Here is a 15,714-nt window from a genome sequence, read left to right on the forward strand (position 1 = left end):
TAACGTTCAAATGACCGTTACCCTAATTTGCCCAATCGCGATGGACGAAGGTTTACGCTTCGCAATCCGTGAAGGTGGACGTACAGTGGGTGCGGGTGTTGTTGCTAAGATTATTGCTTAATAGCAGTTAATTTTACAACCGATGAAAAAGGCAGCTTAGGCTGCCTTTTTTGTTTTTATACTTTTTATTTGCCGCAGTATTATTCGTTTGTTGATGTTAAATCAAAATCAATTTTGATGGAATGGCTTTGTTGATAAATAAGCTCATTTGCAGGATTGACAGAGCGGCTTTCTGTTGCGAATTGTGCTCGCCATTCTTCCCATGAAAAATAGCGGTTCACTTTCCTCAAACTAATACTTATTTTTTTGTGTTCAATCGCATCAAACTTGGCCTGAACATTTTGAGGCAAGTTCAGTGCGGGAACAACCCCTTCACGTCCAGCAAAAATAAGCCAAGTGTTGTCACTTTCAAAATAAGGCTGACTGCCGTCATATAGCTTAAATGTTGTGGATGAAATGTCGCTGTCATAAGCTGCAAAATCAAAATCAATTGTGTTTGCTTCTAATTTCTTTTGCATAGCGATATTCTCAATCTCTAGAAGAAAACTCTCATTAACGGGTAATAATGCTATCGGCTGAGTATAACCTTCACTGTCGATAGACTGGCGGGAGGACAAGTTAATATTGCTGTGGGCATCTAATAGGTTTACTGAAGTGTAGTCATGGGTATAAAGCATGGAAGATAGATTTAGATCTGGATAAATCAAGACCGCTCTATTATTGATCACACTATTTTCTGCAAATAATAGAGAGTCATTGTAAAAGCGATAAAAACCAGTATAAGCCACTTGAAAGCTGGATTCATTCGGTGCGGCTGTGTTTACCACAATACCATCACTGAAATCACTTAAGTTCAACTCTTGAACATCAATTTTTTCAAAGAGAATGTTAGCGGCTTTCATTCTAAATCCAGCTGGGCTAACAAGACTGAGATCAGTCATTGAGTTTGCACACCAACTGACCTTAGTTGGGCTGTATTGTGTATATGGGCTGAGTGTTACACTCATTGTGCTCTTATTCGTAGTGAAATCGAGGAACTGAAAATCACCATTATCCTGTAATTCACGAATATCTATTTCTATTTCGTTACACTCACAACCGATATCATTATCAATGTAATGCGCTAAATAACCTAAGTCGTTAGCAGGTGCGTTTAAATACGTACTCACTATCACACCAGAATCAGTGTTATTAGGTTCATTATAAGTGATTTGAGTTAAGTGCTGACTCTCATTAGTCCATTCGATGGAAAGGTGTCCATCGGGATCCGTTTGGTACTCTGTTAAAATTTTGCCATCTGTATCATGTACCAAAAAGCGGGCACTGAGATCTGGGGAGGTCACATCACATTGGTTGGAGCGCATGGCATCTAACGTAAGATATTGGGGAATAGAAGCTGAAGGGGTTGTTTCAGTTTGAGCTGTCGTAGCAGAATCACTGCCGCCACAGGCGCTAACAAAGGCGACAAAAATGCCACATGCAGCAAATTTAAATGTATGCATAAAGTTAGTGTTAATTTGATTTTTTGTAAAATTAGCTACGCACTATATAAGAGCGATTAACGTACTTCAAGGGACGCTTGTCTTCTTTACCATTGAGCCCATCATGCCTTGTGCTTAATTAATGACATTTCGCTTGATCTTGCATCGAAACTACGTATAATGGCCGCTCGTCTTAACCATTAGACGAATTAAATCAGTCAAGATAAAGCTTGACGTAAAATACAGCGACTCCAATTGTGAGTCGAACGGTTAAATCATCTCGCTCTGCTTTTCCAATAAGGAAGAAGCTAGAGGGTGATTTTTTATGTGTCCATTTTAGGAGCTCTGGTCAATGCAGAACCAAAGAATCCGTATCCGCTTAAAAGGATTTGATCATCGTTTAATTGATCAGTCTACTGCGGAAATCGTTGAAACTGCTAAGCGTACAGGCGCACAGGTACGTGGTCCAATTCCACTACCAACGCGTAAAGAACGTTATACCATTTTGACTTCTCCACACGTTAATAAAGATGCGCGTGATCAGTACGAACTTCGTACTCACAAACGTCTTGTTGACATTGTAGAGCCGACTGAGAAGACTGTAGATGCTTTAATGCGTCTTGATCTTGCGGCGGGTGTTGACGTTCAAATTAGCTTAGGTTAATTGAGATCCTTAGAAGAGGTTTGAGAGATGGCTATCGGTCTTATCGGTCGTAAAGTAGGTATGACTCGTATCTTCAATGAAGATGGGGCGTCTATACCTGTTACAGTAATTGAAGTTGCTGCTAACCGTGTTACCCAAGTGAAAACTTTGGAAACAGACGGTTACCGCGCACTACAAGTTACTACTGGTACCAAAAAAGCTAATCGCATCACTAAACCAGAAGCAGGTCACTTTGCTAAGGCAGGCGTTGAAGCCGGTCGTGGTTTGTGGGAAGTGCGTTTGGCAGATGGTGAAGGTGAAGGCATAGAAGTTGGTGCTGAGCTAAATGTAGATATCTTCGCTGGTATAGCGAAAGTTGATGTTACTGGTCAATCAAAAGGTAAAGGCTTCCAAGGCGGTATTAAGCGTTGGAACTTCCATGCCCAAGATATGACTCATGGTAACTCACTGGCACATAGATCCAACGGTTCTATTGGTCAAAACCAGACACCTGGTCGCGTTTTCAAAGGTAAGAAAATGTCAGGCCACATGGGTGCAGAGCGTGTTACGACACAGAATCTTGACATCGTACGTGTTGATGCTGAACGTAACTTGCTATTGGTTAAGGGTGCGGTTCCGGGTGCCACTAATGGCGACCTGATCATCAAACCTGCCGTTAAAGCTTAGGTCTGAGGAGATAGTAATGGAATTGGTATTGAAAGACGCACAGAGTGCTCTTGAAGTTTCCGAAACTACCTTCGGCCGTGACTTTAATGAAGCACTGGTTCATCAGGTAGTTGTAGCATACGCTGCAAACGCGCGTCAGGGCACTCGTGCTCAAAAAACTCGCGCAGAAGTTGTTGGTTCTGGCAAAAAGCCTTGGCGTCAAAAAGGGACTGGCCGTGCACGTGCTGGTACCGTTAAAGGCCCAATCTGGCGTGGCGGTGGCGTAACATTCGCTGCTAAAACACAGGATCACAGCCAAAAAGTTAACAAAAAGATGTACCGCGGAGCGCTGAAAAGCATTTTCTCTGAATTGGTACGTCAAGATCGTCTAATTGTGGTTGAGTCATTTGGCGTTGAAGCTCCTAAAACGAAAGAGCTAAAAGCTAAATTAGACACAATGGAATTACAAGACGTGTTGATTGTGACTCCAGAAATTGACGAAAACTTATTCTTAGCCGCTCGTAACTTATACAAAGTCGATGTACGTGATGTTGCTGGTATTGATCCAGTTAGCCTTATTGCTTTCGATAAAGTACTTGTTACTGCTGAAGCGATTAAGCAAATTGAGGAGATGCTAGGATGATAAGCGAAGAACGTTTGCTAAAAGTTATTCTAGCGCCACACGTCTCTGAAAAGAGCACGGTTAATGCTGAGAAGAACAACACGGTTGTTTTCCGTGTCGCTATCGATGCGACTAAAGCTGAAGTTAAAGCTGCAGTAGCCAAGTTATTTGAAGTTGAAGTTGATACAGTTCGCACTTTAGTTAACAAAGGTAAAACTAAGCGTCACGGAGCCCGTATGGGTCGTCGTAGCGATTGGAAAAAAGCCTATGTGACTTTAGCTGAAGGTGCTGACATCGATTTCGGCGGCGCTGAGTAAGCAAAGGAGAATTATCATGGCAGTTATTAAGTGTAAGCCAACCTCTCCAGGTCGTCGCCACGTAGTTAAAGTGGTGAACAGCGATTTGCATAAAGGGAAACCTTTTGCAGGCCTGTTGGCGAAAAAATCTAAAAGTGGTGGCCGTAACAATACGGGTCGCATCACTGTCCGCCACATAGGTGGTGGTCATAAGCAGCATTACCGTATCATCGATTTCAAGCGTAATAAAGATGGTATCCCTGCGAAAGTTGAGCGTTTGGAATATGATCCAAACCGCACAGCTAACATCGCATTGGTACTATATGCTGATGGTGAACGTCGTTACATTCTTGCCGCTAAAGGCATGAAAGCAGGCGATGCAATCCGATCAGGTATTGATGCTGAAATCAAGACTGGTAATACTCTGCCTCTACGTAATATCCCTGTGGGTAGCGTAGTACACGCAGTTGAAATGAAGCCTGCTAAAGGTGCTCAAATCGCTCGTTCAGCAGGTGCTTACGTTCAAGTTATTGCTCGTGATGGCGCATACGCCACTCTACGTCTTCGCTCTGGCGAAATGCGTAAAGTGCCAGTTGATTGCCGCGCGACATTGGGTGAAGTTGGTAATGCCGAGCATATGCTACGCCAGTTAGGCAAAGCAGGTGCTAATCGCTGGAGAGGCATACGCCCGACAGTGCGTGGTGTTGCAATGAACCCAGTCGACCATCCACATGGTGGTGGTGAAGGCCGTACTTCTGGTGGCCGTCATCCTGTATCACCAACGGGTGTTCCAACTAAGGGTTATAAGACTCGTAGTAACAAACGCACCGATCAGTACATAGTACGTCGTCGCAATAAAAAGTAAGAGGATTCGCCATGCCACGTTCTCTCAAGAAAGGTCCATTCATAGACCTGCACTTGCTGAAGAAGGTAGAGAAAGCGATGGAAGCGGGAGACAAGAAGCCTATTAAGACTTGGTCTCGTCGCTCTATGATCATCCCTAATATGATTGGGTTGACCATCGCTGTCCATAATGGTCGTCAGCATGTACCTGTGTTCGTAACTGACGAAATGATCGGCCACAAGCTTGGTGAATTTTCACCAACTCGCACTTATCGCGGCCATGCTGCTGATAAGAAAGCGAAGAAGCGATAATACGGGAGGAATAAGATGGAAGTTTTAGCTAAACATCGTTTTGCCCGTACGTCGCCTCAAAAGTGCCGTTTGGTTGCAGATCAAATCCGAGGCTTGCCTGTTGCTAAGGCCCTCGAAATTTTGACTTTCAGCCCTAAGAAAGCCGCTGTACTTGTTAAAAAAGTACTCGACTCTGCTATCGCTAATGCTGAGCACAATGAAGGTGCTGACATTGACGAACTGCGAGTTGGCGCCATCTTAGTCGATGAAGGTCCAACCATGAAGCGTATCATGCCACGTGCTAAAGGCCGTGCTGATCGTATAATCAAGCGTACCAGCCACATTACTGTGGTTGTATCAGATCGCTAGGAGTTAGCAATGGGACAGAAAGTACATCCTAATGGTATCCGTTTGGGTATCACTAAGCCTTGGATCTCGACCTGGTACGCTGATAAGTCAGACTATGCCAAAAACTTAAACAGTGACTGGGAAGTGCGTAAGTTTCTAGAAAAGAAACTTAAGCAAGCTTCAGTCTCTAAAATAGTTATCGAGCGTCCAGCTAAAAGTGTTCGTGTTACTATCCACACAGCTCGTCCAGGTGTTGTGATTGGTAAGAAAGGCGAAGACGTTGAGAAACTACGCAACCAAGTTGCTAAGTTGACTGGTATTCCAGCTCAAATCAACATCGCTGAGATCCGTAAGCCTGAGCTAGATGCGAAGTTAGTTGCCGATGGCATCGCTTCACAACTAGAGCGTCGTGTTATGTTCCGTCGTGCTATGAAGCGCGCTGTTCAAAATGCTATGCGTCTTGGTGCCAAAGGTATCAAAGTTGAAGTGAGTGGCCGTTTAGGCGGAGCTGAGATTGCGCGTTCTGAGTGGTATCGTGAAGGTCGTGTACCTCTACATACTCTGCGTGCTGATATCGACTATTCGACTGCTGAGAGTCACACTCAATATGGTGTGATTGGCGTTAAAGTTTGGGTCTTCAAAGGTGAAGTTCTAGATGGCGTCCTTCCTCAGCACGAAGAGCCGAAACAGCAGCCTAAGCGTAAGCCTCGCGGTAAATAGGAGAGCCGGCAATGCTGCAACCAAAACGAATGAAGTTTCGTAAAATGTTCAAAGGCCGCAACCGTGGTCTTGCGAACGGCACTGAAGTCAGCTTCGGTGAATTCGGTCTGAAAGCCGTTGGTCGTGGTCGACTAACTGCCCGTCAGATTGAAGCTGCGCGTCGTGCGATGACACGTCACGTTAAACGTCAAGGTCAGATTTGGATCCGCGTTTTCCCTGATAAGCCAATTACCTCTAAGCCTCTTGAAGTGCGTATGGGTAAAGGTAAGGGTAACGTTGAATATTGGGTTTGTCAGATCCAGCCTGGTAAGGTTCTTTATGAGATGAATGGTGTACCTGAAGAGTTAGCTCGTGAAGCTTTCGCTTTAGCTGCGGCTAAATTACCTCTTAAGACGACCTTCGTAACTAAGACGGTGATGTAATGAAAGCGAGCGAACTAACAGAAAAGAGCGTTGAAGAACTGAACGCTGAACTGCTTGGTCTGCTGCGTGAGCAGTTTAATCTGCGTATGCAACACGCCACTGGTCAGTTAACTCAGACTCATCAGCTTAAAATCGTGCGTCGCAACATTGCGCGCGTTAAGACCATTATTACTTCTAAGGCGGGTGCATAATGTCTGATAATATCCGTACTTTGCAGGGTCGTGTACTTAGTGACAAAATGGACAAGTCCATTACTGTTGCTATTGAGCGTAAAGTTAAACATCCCTTATATGGGAAGTATCTTAAGCGTACAACAAAGATCCATGCACATGACGAACAAAATCAGTGTAATGCTGGCGATATCGTGACTATTCGCGAATGCCGTCCGCTGTCTAAGACTAAGTCTTGGACTCTGGTTGAAGTAGTATCAAAGGCTTAATTTCGATTAGGTCAATAGTTAAACGGCTCCATGTCCGGAGTCGTTTATTTTTTAGTACTATCTATTCCTAATTTCGGGTGTTATACTTGCGCGCCTTTTTCAACAAAAATCGTTGAAAAAGAGTGTAATAATTAGCCCCAATGATTGGGATTATGAAGTAACGATAGCGGAGCACTTAAAATGATCCAAATGCAATCGACTCTCGAAGTCGCCTGTAACAGTGGCGCTCGTAGAGTTCAGTGTATTAAGGTCTTGGGTGGCTCTCATCGTCGTTATGCCGGTATCGGCGACGTCATCAAAGTTTCTGTCAAAGAAGCAATTCCTCGCGGTAAAGCGAAGAAAGGTGATGTGTATAACGCGGTGGTAGTCCGTACTAAGAAAGGCGTACGTCGTCCGGATGGTTCTGTCATTCGCTTCGATCGGAATGCAGCGGTATTGCTTAATGCAAACCTTGCACCGATTGGTACTCGTATCTTTGGACCAGTGACACGTGAATTGCGTACTGAGCAATTCATGAAAATTGTCTCATTGGCACCAGAAGTACTGTAAGGAGCTTCAAAATGGCAGCTAAAATACGTCGTGAAGACGAAGTAATTATACTAGCAGGTAAAGACAAGGGTAAACGCGGTAAGGTTTCTCAAGTTCTGACTACTGGTAAATTGATTGTAGAAGGCATTAATCTTGTTAAAAAACACCAAAAGCCTAACCCTCAATTGGGTGTGACTGGTGGTATTATTGAGCAAGAAGCAGCAATACAATCATCAAACGTAGCGATCTTTAACTCTGCCACTGGCAAAGCGGATCGTATTGGTTTCCGATTTGAAGACGGGAAAAAAATCCGTTTCTTTAAATCGAACAGTGAACTCGTTAAGTAATTGGAGTAAACGATGGCGAAACTGCATGATAAATATCAAGAGACTGTTAGTCCCGAACTTATGAAAAAGTTTGGTTTTAGCAGTGTCATGCAAGTCCCTCGGATTGAAAAGATCACCCTTAATATGGGTGTTGGCGAAGCTGTAGCAGATAAGAAAGTTATGGAGCATGCGCTCCGTGACATGACTGCTATCGCTGGTCAAAAGCCAGTAGTGACTGTCGCTCGTAAGTCAGTGGCTGGTTTTAAAATCCGTGAAGGCTACCCTATCGGCTGTAAAGTAACCCTGCGTGGCGAACGCATGTGGGAGTTCTTTGAGCGTTTAGTAGATATCGCAATTCCTCGTATTCGTGATTTCCGGGGTCTGAGTGTTAAATCATTCGATGGCCGTGGTAACTATGCGATGGGTGTACGTGAGCAAATCATCTTCCCTGAGATCGAATACGATAAAATCGATAAGATCCGTGGTATGGATATTGTAATCACTACTTCTGCGAAGAATGACGAAGAAGGGCGTGCTTTATTAGGCGCTTTTAACTTCCCATTCAAGAAATAAGGGTAGCGTAATGGCAAAAAGTTCAATGAAAGCACGTGAAGTAAAACGTGCCAAGCTCGTGGCTAAGTTCGCTGAAAAGCGTGCGGCTCTAAAGGCTATCATTAGCAACTCAACAACGTCTGATGAAGATCGTTGGGATGCCGTTCTTAAGCTGCAAGGCCTACCACGTGACTCTAGCGCTGCGCGTCAACGCAATCGTTGTAGTCAAACGGGTCGCCCACATGGTTTCTTACGTAAATTCGGCTTAAGCCGTATTAAATTACGTGAAGCAACTATGCGCGGTGAAGTTCCTGGCCTTCGCAAGGCTAGTTGGTAAGCACTTGTCACGGAGTAAGCTAATATGAGCATGCAAGATCCTATTGCGGATATGTTAACGCGTATTCGTAACGGCCAAGCTGCTAACAAAGTATCTGTGAAGATGCCTTCAGCTAAGTTAAAAATCGCTATCGCGAAAACACTTAAAGATGAAGGTTATATCTCAGACTACGCCGTAGCAGATGAAGCTAAGCCTGAACTGGAAATTACGTTAAAGTATTTCCAAGGGCAACCAGTCGTTGAGACTATCCAGCGCGTTAGTCGTCCAGGTCTTCGTATTTACAAAAGTAAAGACGAACTTCCTAGGGTGATGGGCGGTCTAGGTGTCGCAATTGTTTCCACTTCTAAAGGCTTGATGACCGATCGTGCCGCCCGCCAAGTAGGCATGGGTGGCGAGGTTATCTGCTACGTAGCATAAGGAGCTAGGTATGTCACGTGTTGCAAAAGCACCCGTATCTATTCCAGCTGGCGTAGAGGTGAGCTTGAAAGATCAAGAGGTTACCGTCACAAGCGGTAAGTCTACTTTGACTCGAGTGATTAACAGTGCGGTAAACCTTGTTGTAGAAGGTGATAAAGTGACCTTCGCACCAGTAGAAGGCGTCTCAGGCGCTTGGGCACAAGCAGGTACTGCTCGTGCACTGGTTAACAACATGGTTATAGGTGTGTCTCAAGGTTTCGAGAAGAAATTACAGTTAATTGGTGTGGGTTACCGTGCGAAACTCGCCGGTAAATGCATTGATTTGACTTTAGGTTTTTCACATCCTTTAGTACATGAACTACCCGCAGGTGTAACAGCAGAATGCCCATCACAAACTGAAATAGTACTGAAAGGTGCCGATAAGCAGTTAGTGGGTCAAGTTGCTGCAGACATTCGTGGCTATCGTCCACCAGAGCCTTATAAAGGTAAAGGTGTTCGCTATGCAAACGAACAAGTACGCCGTAAAGAGGCTAAGAAGAAGTAGGTAACGCGATATGGATAAGAAAAAATCTCGCTTACGCCGCGCAACTCGCGCCCGTAAGAAGATCCAAGAGCTGGGCGTTAATCGTCTGGTTGTACATCGTACACCACGCCACATCTATGCACAGGTCATTAGTCCTACTGCACAGGTTTTGGCGGCAGCTTCTACTGCTGAAAAAGCGGTAATAGAGCAGCTAAAGAACACCGGTAACGTTGATGCAGCCAAAGCAGTGGGTAAAGCAGTTGCTGAACGCGCTGTTGAAAAAGGTGTCGCTAGCGTCGCTTTCGATCGTTCCGGTTTCAAGTATCATGGTCGTGTTGCAGCATTAGCTGACGCCGCTCGTGAAGCTGGCCTCCAGTTCTAACAGGGGTTATAAAAATGGCTAAATTTGAAGCTCAACAGAAAGACGACCTGCAAGAGAAATTAGTTGCAGTTAATCGTGTTTCTAAAGTTGTAAAAGGCGGACGTATCTTCAGTTTCACTGCATTGACTGTAGTGGGTGACGGTAACGGTAAAGTCGGTTACGGCTATGGTAAAGCGCGTGAAGTGCCTGCCGCAATTCAAAAAGCAATGGAAAAGGCTCGCCGTAACATTGTTAACGTTGAATTGAATGGTGGAACTTTGCATCACCCTGTTAAAGGTCGTCATACGGGATCGCGTGTTTACATGCAACCTGCATCTGACGGTACTGGTATTATTGCCGGTGGTGCTATGCGCGCCGTATTGGAAGTAGCAGGCGTGCATAACGTTCTGTCGAAAGCATACGGTTCTACTAACCCGATTAACATCGTTCGCGCAACTGTCGATGCGTTGGTGCACATGAAGTCACCATCACAAATCGCAGCTAAGCGTGGCCTGAATGTTAATGAACTTCGAGGTTAATACACCATGGCTACTAAAACTTTAAAAGTAACTCAGACCAAGAGTTCAATTGGACGTTTGCCTAAGCATCGTGCCACATTGACGGGTCTTGGTTTACGCCGTATTAATCACACTGTTGAAGTAGAAGATACTCCTTCTGTTCGCGGTATGCTTAATAAGGTTTACTACATGGTTTCGGTGGAGGGATAAGATGCGTCTAAATACTCTATCACCTGCTGCAGGTGCTAAATCAGCAGCTAAGCGTGTAGGTCGCGGTATTGGTTCTGGCCTAGGTAAGACAGCCGGTCGTGGTCACAAAGGACAGAATTCTCGTTCTGGTGGCGGCGTTCGTGTCGGTTTTGAGGGTGGTCAAATGCCACTTAAAATCCGTCTGCCTAAATTTGGTTTTACTTCGCGTAAAGCGTTAGTAACATCAGAAATTCGCACTAGCGAATTGGCAAAAGTTAACGGTGATGTTATCGACCTTAATGCGCTGAAAGATGCGAATTTAGTTACTCGCAACATACAGTTTGCTAAAATCGTTCTTTCAGGTACCATTGAACGCCCAGTGACCGTAAAAGGTCTTAAGGTAACTAAAGGTGCTCGTGCAGCGATTGAAGCTGCCGGCGGAAAGATCGAGGAATAATACGTCGATGGCAAAACCAGGACTTGATACAAAAAGCACGAAGGGTGGACTCTCAGAACTGAAAGCTCGCCTCCTGTTCGTGATCGGTGCAATAATCGTCTTCAGGGCGGGATCGTTTGTACCGATTCCTGGTATTGACGCTGCTGTATTAGCAGAGCTGTTTAATCAGCAAAAGGGGACCATCTTAGGCATGTTTAACATGTTCTCTGGTGGTGCCCTTGAACGTGCTTCTATCTTTGCATTAGGGATCATGCCGTATATTTCGGCGTCGATTATTATGCAATTATTGACTGTGGTTCATCCTGCGCTCGCCGAACTGAAAAAGGAAGGCGAATCAGGACGAAAGAAAATCAGTCAATATACCCGATACGGCACATTGGTTCTGGGCACGTTCCAGGCTATTGGTATCGCAACAGGGTTACCTAATTTAGTCCCAGGTTTAGTGGTAGATCTAGGGTTTAGTTTTTACTTTGTAGCGGTTGTGAGTTTAGTCACAGGAACAATGTTCTTAATGTGGCTAGGTGAGCAAATTACCGAGAGAGGCATAGGGAATGGTATCTCGATATTGATTTTCGCAGGTATTGTTGCCGGTCTACCATCTGCTATCGGTCAAACGGCCGAGCAGGCGCGTCAAGGCGACTTGAATGTACTCGTGTTGTTGTTGCTCGCAGTGATTGTTTTCGCTGTGACTTATTTTGTGGTATTCGTGGAGCGTGGACAACGTCGTATTGTTGTTAACTATGCAAAACGTCAGCAAGGCCGTAAGGTGTTTGCCGCCCAAAGTACGCATTTACCACTTAAATTAAATATGGCGGGTGTTATCCCCCCTATTTTTGCGTCCAGCATCATTTTGTTTCCAGGCACACTGGCTCAGTGGTTTGGTCAAAATGAGTCCATGTCATGGTTAAGTGATTTTTCACTGGCTGTGTCACCAGGACAACCGCTGTACTCACTATTATATGCGACGGCGATTATTTTCTTCTGTTTCTTCTATACTGCGTTGGTGTTTAATCCTCGCGAAACAGCAGATAACTTGAAGAAAAGTGGTGCGTTCATTCCCGGGATACGTCCTGGAGAACAGACTTCGCGTTACATTGATAAAGTGATGACTCGTTTGACATTAGCAGGCGCGTTATACATTACCTTTATCTGTTTAATTCCGGAGTTCATGTTAATTGCGTGGAAAGTACAGTTCTATTTTGGCGGTACTTCACTACTTATTATGGTAGTCGTGATCATGGACTTCATGGCTCAAGTACAGACTCATATGATGTCTCATCAATATGATTCTGTAATGAAGAAAGCTAACCTAGTCAACAAAGCGAATTTAGATCGCTTTGGTCGATAAGCTAGCTTTTACGGAGTGAAGTAATGAAAGTTCGAGCTTCCGTGAAGAAGATCTGCCGTAATTGCAAGATCGTAAAGCGTAGTGGCGTTGTTCGCGTGATTTGTGTTGAACCTAAACACAAACAGCGTCAAGGCTAAAAAAAAATTGGTCAGCCCTGTTCGGGCTGATCAAATATTATTTGCTAAATCGTCGTCTGTCGAGTATCCTACCGGGCTTTTCACAGATGACCTTTAACTTGAGGAGTGCATAGTGGCCCGTATCGCTGGCATTAACATTCCTGATCAAAAGCACACAGTCATTGCATTGACTGCAATCTACGGCATCGGTCGTACTCGCGCACAAGCTATTTGCGCGGCTACTTCAATTGCTGAAGAAGCTAAGATCAAGGAATTGAGCGAAGCTCAAATTGATACTCTACGCGAAGAAGTCGCCAACTACATTGTAGAAGGTGATTTACGTCGTGAAGTTTCCATGAACATCAAGCGTCTTATGGACCTTGGCTGTTATCGTGGCCTTCGCCATCGTCGTAGCCTGCCCCTTCGTGGGCAACGTACTAAGACCAATGCGCGTACGCGTAAAGGTCCACGTAAACCAATCAGAAAGTAACGGGAAGGTAAACCAATATGGCTAAAGTTCCGTCACGTTCTCCGCGTAAGCGCGTACGTAAACAGGTTGCTGATGGCATGGCGCATATCCATGCGTCTTTCAACAACACAATCATTACCATTACCGATCGTCAAGGTAATGCACTGTCTTGGGCAACATCAGGTGGTTCTGGTTTTCGTGGTTCACGTAAATCTACTCCGTTTGCTGCACAGGTTGCTGCTGAGCGCGCAGGTACTGCTGCTCAGGACTACGGTGTTAAAAACCTAGAGGTTTTTGTGAAGGGTCCAGGTCCAGGGCGTGAATCAGCGATTCGCGCACTTAACTCGGTTGGTTATAAAATTACCAATATTACCGATGTGACGCCTATCCCTCATAATGGTTGTCGTCCTCCTAAGAAACGTCGCGTATAACACGCCACATTTACTAGGATAGTTGGAGAAAGAACATGGCAAGATACTTGGGTCCAAAGCTCAAGCTCAGCCGCAGAGAAGGTACTGACCTTTTCCTAAAAAGCGGTGTGAGAGCAATTGATTCGAAGTGTAAGCTTGAAACTGCACCTGGACAACACGGCGCTCGTAAGACCCGTTTGTCTGAGTATGGTGTTCAGCTACGCGAGAAACAAAAAGTTCGTCGTACTTACGGTGTGCTAGAAAAGCAATTCCGTAACTACTACAAAGATGCTGCACGTATTAAAGGCAATACAGGTGAAAACCTGTTACAACTTTTGGAAACTCGTCTAGATAACGTTGTTTATCGTATGGGTTTCGGTGCTACACGTGCTGAATCACGTCAGCTTGTTAGTCATAAGTCTATTATGGTTAACGGCGGCGTTGTCAACATTCCATCATTCAAAGTGTCTGCGAATGATGTCGTGAGCATTCGCGAGAAGTCACAAAAGCAAGCCCGTATTAAGGCTGCTTTAGAAGTGTCGGCTCAGCGCGAAAAGCCAACATGGGTTGAAGTAGATACTACTAAGATGGAAGGTGCTTTCAAGCGCGTTCCTGAGCGTAGTGATTTGTCTGCGGATATTAACGAACAGCTGATCGTCGAACTTTACTCTAAGTAAAGTTAACATACAAGAGAGGACACAATGCAGGGTTCTGTTACAGAATTTCTTAAGCCGCGTCTCGTTGATATCGAGCAGGTTAATCCAACACGTGCCAAAGTGACACTGGAGCCACTAGAACGCGGCTTTGGTCATACTTTAGGTAACGCGTTGCGTCGTATCTTATTGTCGTCAATGCCTGGCTGCGCGGTAACCGAAGTTGAAATTGATGGTGTACTGCATGAATACAGCAGCAAGGAAGGCGTACAAGAAGATGTCCTTGAGATCCTTCTAAACCTTAAGGGTTTGGCTGTTGTGATCGAAGGGAAAGACGAGGCTATGCTTACGTTAAGTAAGTCAGGCGCAGGCCCTGTTACTGCAGCAGACATCACTCATGATGGTGATGTTACTATCGTGAATCCTGATCATATTATTTGTCATTTGACCGGTAATAATGATATCAGCATGCGGATCCGCATAGAGCGTGGTCGCGGTTATGTGCCAGCATCTGCTCGCGCGCAAACCGAAGACGATGATCGCCCTATCGGTCGCTTGTTGGTGGATTCTTCATTTTCACCTGTTGCACGAATCGCCTACAATGTAGAAGCGGCCCGTGTTGAACAGCGTACTGACTTAGACAAGCTTGTGATTGATATGACCACCAATGGGACTATCGATCCAGAAGAAGCTATTCGTCGTTCAGCGACCATCTTAGCCGAACAGCTAGATGCGTTTGTTGAATTACGCGATGTGACTGAGGTAGTTGAGAAGGAAGAAAAACCAGAATTCGATCCGATTCTGTTGCGTCCTGTCGACGATTTAGAGCTAACTGTACGTTCGGCTAATTGTTTGAAAGCCGAGGCGATTCATTACATCGGAGATCTGGTACAACGCACTGAAGTTGAGTTACTGAAAACACCTAACTTGGGTAAGAAATCTCTTACCGAAATTAAGGATGTATTAGCGTCTCGCGGACTGTCGTTAGGTATGCGTCTTGAAAACTGGCCTCCAGCCAGTTTAGCAGACGACATGTAAGTCCAGATTTGTACAGATTTATGTAATAAGGATTAGGTCATGCGCCATCGTAAGAGTGGTCGTCAACTAAACCGTAACAGCAGTCATCGCCAAGCTATGTTTCGTAACATGGCAGGCTCATTAGTTCGTCACGAAGTGATCAAAACTACTGTAGCTAAAGCGAAAGAACTGCGTCGCGTAGTTGAACCTCTGATAACACTTGCTAAAAGTGATAGCGTTGCAAATCGTCGTTTGGCGTTTGCTCGTACTCGCGACGCCGAAGTCGTAGGTAAGCTATTTAATGAATTGGGTCCACGCTTCCAGGAACGTCCTGGCGGTTACACCCGTATCCTTAAGTGCGGTTTACGTACTGGTGATAAAGCGCCTATGGCGTATATTGAACTAGTAGGTCGTGCTGATGTTGCTGAAGCTGATATTAAAGTCGCTGAGTAACTAGGAATTCATTCTAAAAAAGGTCGAGCTTAGCTCGGCCTTTTTTTATATCTTAAATTTGTGTGGGCCTGTTTTAGCCCTTTCTCTTGTGCTTTTGTTTCGTAACCGTCCGAGCAAGTACATCTTCAACCGTGTTCATCGATCCCTTATGTTAACCCCTGACTATGATATCAGGAGTTAATATGACTAAGCGTTCTCATGAAGAGTGG

Annotated in this window: 30 protein-coding genes; 29 read left to right on the forward strand and 1 reads right to left on the reverse strand. The window is 44.9% G+C overall.

Going from position 1 to position 15,714, the window contains the following annotated elements; all coding sequences use genetic code 11:
- The coding region (locus L2764_RS22195; RefSeq protein WP_446539686.1) for an EF-Tu C-terminal domain-related protein at positions 1-121 on the forward strand (121 nt) is incomplete at its 5' end.
- A gap of 79 nt (positions 122-200) precedes the next feature.
- Here the strand turns inward: L2764_RS22195 and L2764_RS22200 are convergent.
- Complete coding sequence (locus L2764_RS22200) at positions 201-1,562, reverse strand: hypothetical protein (protein ID WP_248942520.1); 1,362 nt, start codon at positions 1,560-1,562, stop codon at positions 201-203.
- Between the two features lie 331 nt (positions 1,563-1,893).
- Here L2764_RS22200 and rpsJ point away from each other — a divergent pair, with 331 nt between their 5' ends.
- The 28 genes from rpsJ to rplQ all read left to right on the forward strand — a co-directional run bounded on the left by rpsJ (position 1,894) and on the right by rplQ (position 15,505).
- Positions 1,894-2,205, forward strand: a complete 312-nt coding sequence (rpsJ, locus tag L2764_RS22205) for a 30S ribosomal protein S10 (RefSeq protein WP_005503530.1) — start codon at positions 1,894-1,896, stop codon at positions 2,203-2,205.
- Between the two features lie 27 nt (positions 2,206-2,232).
- On the forward strand, positions 2,233-2,871 hold the full coding sequence (rplC, locus tag L2764_RS22210; protein WP_248942521.1) for a 50S ribosomal protein L3: 639 nt from the start codon (positions 2,233-2,235) through the stop codon (positions 2,869-2,871).
- 16 nt (positions 2,872-2,887) lie between these two features.
- The gene (gene rplD / locus L2764_RS22215; protein ID WP_248942522.1) at positions 2,888-3,493 is read left to right on the forward strand and encodes a 50S ribosomal protein L4; all 606 of its coding nucleotides are present in this window, start codon (positions 2,888-2,890) and stop codon (positions 3,491-3,493) included.
- Entirely contained in the window at positions 3,490-3,789 is a 300-nt protein-coding gene (gene rplW, locus L2764_RS22220) for a 50S ribosomal protein L23 (protein WP_248942523.1), read from the forward strand. The genes rplD and rplW overlap by 4 nt, the downstream gene beginning before the upstream one ends.
- Before the next feature lie 16 nt (positions 3,790-3,805).
- Positions 3,806-4,633 (forward strand): 50S ribosomal protein L2, encoded by an 828-nt coding sequence (gene rplB / locus L2764_RS22225; RefSeq protein WP_248942524.1) that lies wholly within the window; start codon positions 3,806-3,808, stop codon positions 4,631-4,633.
- Positions 4,634-4,644: 11 nt separating this feature from the next.
- Positions 4,645-4,923, forward strand: a complete 279-nt coding sequence (gene rpsS / locus L2764_RS22230) for a 30S ribosomal protein S19 (protein WP_006083596.1) — start codon at positions 4,645-4,647, stop codon at positions 4,921-4,923.
- Positions 4,924-4,938: 15 nt separating this feature from the next.
- On the forward strand, positions 4,939-5,271 hold the full coding sequence (gene rplV / locus L2764_RS22235) for a 50S ribosomal protein L22 (protein WP_248942525.1): 333 nt from the start codon (positions 4,939-4,941) through the stop codon (positions 5,269-5,271).
- 9 nt (positions 5,272-5,280) lie between these two features.
- Entirely contained in the window at positions 5,281-5,970 is a 690-nt protein-coding gene (gene rpsC, locus L2764_RS22240) for a 30S ribosomal protein S3 (protein WP_248942526.1), read from the forward strand.
- Positions 5,971-5,981: 11 nt separating this feature from the next.
- Positions 5,982-6,392: a 50S ribosomal protein L16 gene (gene rplP / locus L2764_RS22245; RefSeq protein ID WP_248942527.1), complete on the forward strand. Its 411-nt coding sequence runs from the start codon at positions 5,982-5,984 to the stop codon at positions 6,390-6,392.
- On the forward strand, positions 6,392-6,583 hold the full coding sequence (gene rpmC, locus L2764_RS22250; protein ID WP_012144642.1) for a 50S ribosomal protein L29: 192 nt from the start codon (positions 6,392-6,394) through the stop codon (positions 6,581-6,583). Before rplP ends, rpmC begins: the two co-directional genes overlap by 1 nt.
- Positions 6,583-6,831 (forward strand): 30S ribosomal protein S17, encoded by a 249-nt coding sequence (gene rpsQ / locus L2764_RS22255; RefSeq protein ID WP_248942528.1) that lies wholly within the window; start codon positions 6,583-6,585, stop codon positions 6,829-6,831. Before rpmC ends, rpsQ begins: the two co-directional genes overlap by 1 nt.
- Before the next feature lie 180 nt (positions 6,832-7,011).
- Positions 7,012-7,380, forward strand: coding sequence for a 50S ribosomal protein L14 (gene rplN, locus L2764_RS22260; RefSeq protein ID WP_011863976.1), 369 nt, complete (start codon positions 7,012-7,014; stop codon positions 7,378-7,380).
- Positions 7,381-7,391: 11 nt separating this feature from the next.
- Positions 7,392-7,706 (forward strand): 50S ribosomal protein L24, encoded by a 315-nt coding sequence (gene rplX / locus L2764_RS22265; RefSeq protein WP_248942529.1) that lies wholly within the window; start codon positions 7,392-7,394, stop codon positions 7,704-7,706.
- 12 nt (positions 7,707-7,718) lie between these two features.
- Entirely contained in the window at positions 7,719-8,258 is a 540-nt protein-coding gene (rplE, locus tag L2764_RS22270) for a 50S ribosomal protein L5 (RefSeq protein ID WP_248942530.1), read from the forward strand.
- A gap of 10 nt (positions 8,259-8,268) precedes the next feature.
- Positions 8,269-8,574, forward strand: a complete 306-nt coding sequence (gene rpsN / locus L2764_RS22275; RefSeq protein WP_248942531.1) for a 30S ribosomal protein S14 — start codon at positions 8,269-8,271, stop codon at positions 8,572-8,574.
- A gap of 24 nt (positions 8,575-8,598) precedes the next feature.
- A complete protein-coding gene (gene rpsH / locus L2764_RS22280; protein ID WP_248942532.1) occupies positions 8,599-8,991 on the forward strand; it encodes a 30S ribosomal protein S8 in 393 nt (130 codons plus the stop codon).
- Positions 8,992-9,001: 10 nt separating this feature from the next.
- Positions 9,002-9,535 (forward strand): 50S ribosomal protein L6, encoded by a 534-nt coding sequence (gene rplF, locus L2764_RS22285; RefSeq protein ID WP_248942533.1) that lies wholly within the window; start codon positions 9,002-9,004, stop codon positions 9,533-9,535.
- Positions 9,536-9,545: 10 nt separating this feature from the next.
- Entirely contained in the window at positions 9,546-9,896 is a 351-nt protein-coding gene (gene rplR / locus L2764_RS22290) for a 50S ribosomal protein L18 (protein WP_248942534.1), read from the forward strand.
- Between the two features lie 14 nt (positions 9,897-9,910).
- Positions 9,911-10,414 carry a 30S ribosomal protein S5 gene (gene rpsE, locus L2764_RS22295; RefSeq protein ID WP_248942535.1) on the forward strand — a complete coding sequence of 168 codons (504 nt, stop codon included), beginning with the start codon at positions 9,911-9,913 and terminating at the stop codon, positions 10,412-10,414.
- 6 nt (positions 10,415-10,420) lie between these two features.
- A complete protein-coding gene (rpmD, locus tag L2764_RS22300; protein ID WP_248942536.1) occupies positions 10,421-10,603 on the forward strand; it encodes a 50S ribosomal protein L30 in 183 nt (60 codons plus the stop codon).
- A 1-nt stretch (position 10,604) separates the two neighbouring features.
- Entirely contained in the window at positions 10,605-11,039 is a 435-nt protein-coding gene (rplO, locus tag L2764_RS22305) for a 50S ribosomal protein L15 (protein WP_248942537.1), read from the forward strand.
- 7 nt (positions 11,040-11,046) lie between these two features.
- Complete coding sequence (gene secY, locus L2764_RS22310; RefSeq protein ID WP_248942538.1) at positions 11,047-12,387, forward strand: preprotein translocase subunit SecY; 1,341 nt, start codon at positions 11,047-11,049, stop codon at positions 12,385-12,387.
- A gap of 23 nt (positions 12,388-12,410) precedes the next feature.
- On the forward strand, positions 12,411-12,524 hold the full coding sequence (gene rpmJ / locus L2764_RS22315) for a 50S ribosomal protein L36 (RefSeq protein ID WP_006083579.1): 114 nt from the start codon (positions 12,411-12,413) through the stop codon (positions 12,522-12,524).
- A 112-nt stretch (positions 12,525-12,636) separates the two neighbouring features.
- Positions 12,637-12,993, forward strand: a complete 357-nt coding sequence (gene rpsM / locus L2764_RS22320; protein ID WP_248942539.1) for a 30S ribosomal protein S13 — start codon at positions 12,637-12,639, stop codon at positions 12,991-12,993.
- A gap of 17 nt (positions 12,994-13,010) precedes the next feature.
- Complete coding sequence (rpsK, locus tag L2764_RS22325) at positions 13,011-13,403, forward strand: 30S ribosomal protein S11 (protein ID WP_012153476.1); 393 nt, start codon at positions 13,011-13,013, stop codon at positions 13,401-13,403.
- A 35-nt stretch (positions 13,404-13,438) separates the two neighbouring features.
- Complete coding sequence (gene rpsD / locus L2764_RS22330; protein ID WP_248942540.1) at positions 13,439-14,059, forward strand: 30S ribosomal protein S4; 621 nt, start codon at positions 13,439-13,441, stop codon at positions 14,057-14,059.
- A gap of 24 nt (positions 14,060-14,083) precedes the next feature.
- A complete protein-coding gene (locus tag L2764_RS22335; RefSeq protein ID WP_248942541.1) occupies positions 14,084-15,073 on the forward strand; it encodes a DNA-directed RNA polymerase subunit alpha in 990 nt (329 codons plus the stop codon).
- 39 nt (positions 15,074-15,112) lie between these two features.
- Positions 15,113-15,505 (forward strand): 50S ribosomal protein L17, encoded by a 393-nt coding sequence (gene rplQ / locus L2764_RS22340; protein ID WP_248942542.1) that lies wholly within the window; start codon positions 15,113-15,115, stop codon positions 15,503-15,505.
- Positions 15,506-15,714: the final 209 nt, after the last annotated feature.

This window comes from Shewanella surugensis (assembly GCF_023284005.1).
Classification (GTDB): Bacteria; Pseudomonadota; Gammaproteobacteria; order Enterobacterales; family Shewanellaceae; genus Shewanella; species Shewanella surugensis.